Origin of the sequence: Gleimia sp. 6138-11-ORH1 (assembly GCF_024814355.1) — a bacterium.
Lineage (GTDB): Bacteria > Actinomycetota > Actinomycetes > Actinomycetales > Actinomycetaceae > Gleimia.
In genome coordinates this window covers 1-2705 of sequence record NZ_JANUXV010000009.1, presented here as the reverse complement: position 1 = coordinate 2705, position 2705 = coordinate 1, and the positions used below count along the sequence as shown (strand labels likewise).

At 53.2% G+C, this 2705-nt stretch carries 2 rRNA genes; both read right to left on the bottom strand.

Annotated features, from left to right (window positions below):
- Nucleotides 1-10: 10 nt before the first annotated feature.
- Nucleotides 11-127 (bottom strand): 5S ribosomal RNA (gene rrf / locus NXS08_RS07325).
- Between the two features lie 145 nt (nucleotides 128-272).
- A 23S ribosomal RNA gene (locus NXS08_RS07320) occupies nucleotides 273-2705 on the bottom strand; the annotation flags it as partial.

The following is a 2705-nucleotide window of genomic DNA, read 5'->3' as shown; positions in this document are numbered from 1 at the left end:
TGTGTTTGGTTTGCGGCGGTGTCTTACTCTCCCACACCCTGGCGGGTGCAGTACCATCAGCGTGCTAAGGCTTAGCTTCCAGGTTCGGGATGGGGCTGGGCGTTTCCCTTAGGCTATGACCACCGCAAAGTTTGGTTTGCTAACGTTTTGAAACAATACTTCCGTTTCCGGTTTTGGTTTCGTGTTTGGTTTGTTGTTTGTGGTTTGGGGGTTGGTAGTGAGTTGTATAGTGGTTGCGTGTGTTTAACAATGCTTTGCTTGTTTGTTTGTTTGTGTTTTAGTTGTTGACTATTAGTACCAGTAGGCTGAACACATTGCTGTGCTTACACGTCTGGCCTATCTACCCAGTGTTCTGCTGGGAGTCTCTCCCCACTTGTGTGGGTTGGAAACCTTATCTTGAAGGAGGCTTCCCGCTTAGATGCTTTCAGCGGTTATCCCTTCCGAACGTAGCTAACCAGCGGTGCACTTGGCAGTACAACTGGCACACCAGAGGTTCGTCCGTCCCGGTCCTCTCGTACTAGGGACAGGTCTTCTCAAGTTTCCTGCGCGCGCAGCGGATAGGGACCGAACTGTCTCACGACGTTCTAAACCCAGCTCGCGTACCGCTTTAATGGGCGAACAGCCCAACCCTTGGGACCAACTCCAGCCCCAGGATGCGACGAGCCGACATCGAGGTGCCAAACCATGCCGTCGATATGGACTCTTGGGCAAGATCAGCCTGTTATCCCCGGGGTACCTTTTATCCGTTGAGCGACCGCGTTTCCACGAACCACGGCCGGATCACTAGTTCCTACTTTCGTACCTGCTTCACCTGTCAGTGTCGCAGTCAAGCTCTCTTCTACACTTACGCTCGACACCTGATTACCAACCAGGCTGAGAGAACCTTTGAGCGCCTCCGTTACTTTTTGGGAGGCAACCGCCCCAGTTAAACTACCCACCAGGCACTGTCCCTGATCCGGATTACGGATCGAGGTTAGATAACCGTTTGTATCAGAGTGGTATTTCAACGTTGACTCCACCACAACTGGCGTTGCGGTTTCATTGTCTCCCACCTATCCTACACAAACACAACCGGCTACCAATACCAAGCTATAGTAAAGGTCCCGGGGTCTTTCCGTCCTGCTGCGCGAAACGAGCATCTTTACTCGTATTGCAATTTCACCGAGTTCATGGTTGAGACAGCGGAGAAGTCGTTACGCCATTCGTGCAGGTCGGAACTTACCCGACAAGGAATTTCGCTACCTTAGGATGGTTATAGTTACCACCGCCGTTTACTGGGGCTTAACTTCAAACCTTCACACCCACAGGGGTGTTGAGCTTTCCGCTTAACCTTCCAGCACCGGGCAGGCGTCAGTGCGTATACATCGCCTTACGGCTTCGCACGCACCTATGTTTTTAGTAAACAGTCGCTTCTCCCTATTCACTGCGACCCCCAGCAAAGCCTCTCACATGGTCGTGAGTGTCCGCGTGGGGTCCCCCTTCTCCCGAAGTTACGGGGGCATTTTGCCGAGTTCCTTAACCATGATTCACTCGAACGCCTCGGTATACTCTACCTGACTACCTGAGTCGGTTTAGGGTACGGGCGGTGTGTGATCTCGCGTCGAGGCTTTTCTTGGCAGCACAGGCTCACCTACAACAACACCATTTTTATTGGTGTTGTTTTGTCCGTCCTCACCCCTTGTGTCACCCGGATTTGCCTAGGTGACGGGCTGCGACGTTGAACTGGCACAACCACCGGCCAGCGTAGGTTACCACTCTGCGTCCCCCCTGTTAATACGCTTACCGCACTCCTACCACTGTGAAGACCGCTGCAGGTAATGAGTTTCCGAAGAAACCCAGCCCTTTAGCAGCATCCACAGTTTAAAAGAGATTAGTATTGGGCGATCAAACACCGGTACCAGAATATCAACTGGTTATCCATCGACTACGCCTGTCGGCCTCGCCTTAGGACCCGACTAACCCAGGGCGGATGAACCTAGCCCTGGAACCCTTAGTCAATCGGCGGACGGGATTCTCACCCGCCTAATCGTTACTCATGCCTGCATTCTCACTCGCGTGTAGTCCACCAAAGTTCACACTCAGGCTTCACCCCAACACGCGACGCTCCCCTACCCACCCACACGTACATTAGTGTGAGTGCCACGGCTTCGGCGGTGTACTTAAGCCCCGCTACATTGTCGGCGCGGAATCACTTGACCAGTGAGCTATTACGCACTCTTTCAAGGGTGGCTGCTTCTAAGCCAACCTCCTGGTTGTCTATGCAACTCCACATCCTTTCCCACTCAGCACACCCTTAGGGGCCTTAGCCGATGATCTGGGCTGTTTCCCTCTCGACTACGAAGCTTATCCCCCGCAGTCTCACTGCTACGCACTAACCAATGCTGGCATTCGGAGTTTAGCTGACCTCAGTAACCACAATGGCCCATTAACCAACCAGTAGCTCTACCTCCAACAGGATACGCGTAACGCTGCACCTAAATGCATTTCGGGGAGAACCAGCTATCACGGAGTTTGATTGGCCTTTCACCCCTACCCACAGCTCATCCCCCCAGTTTTCAACCTAGGTGGGTGCGGTCCTCCACAGAGTCTTACCTCTGCTTCAACCTGGCCATGGGTAGATCACCCCGCTTCGGGTCTAGAGCATGCGACTAATAACGCCCAGTTAAGACTCGCTTTCGCTACGGATCCCCCACACGGGTTAACCT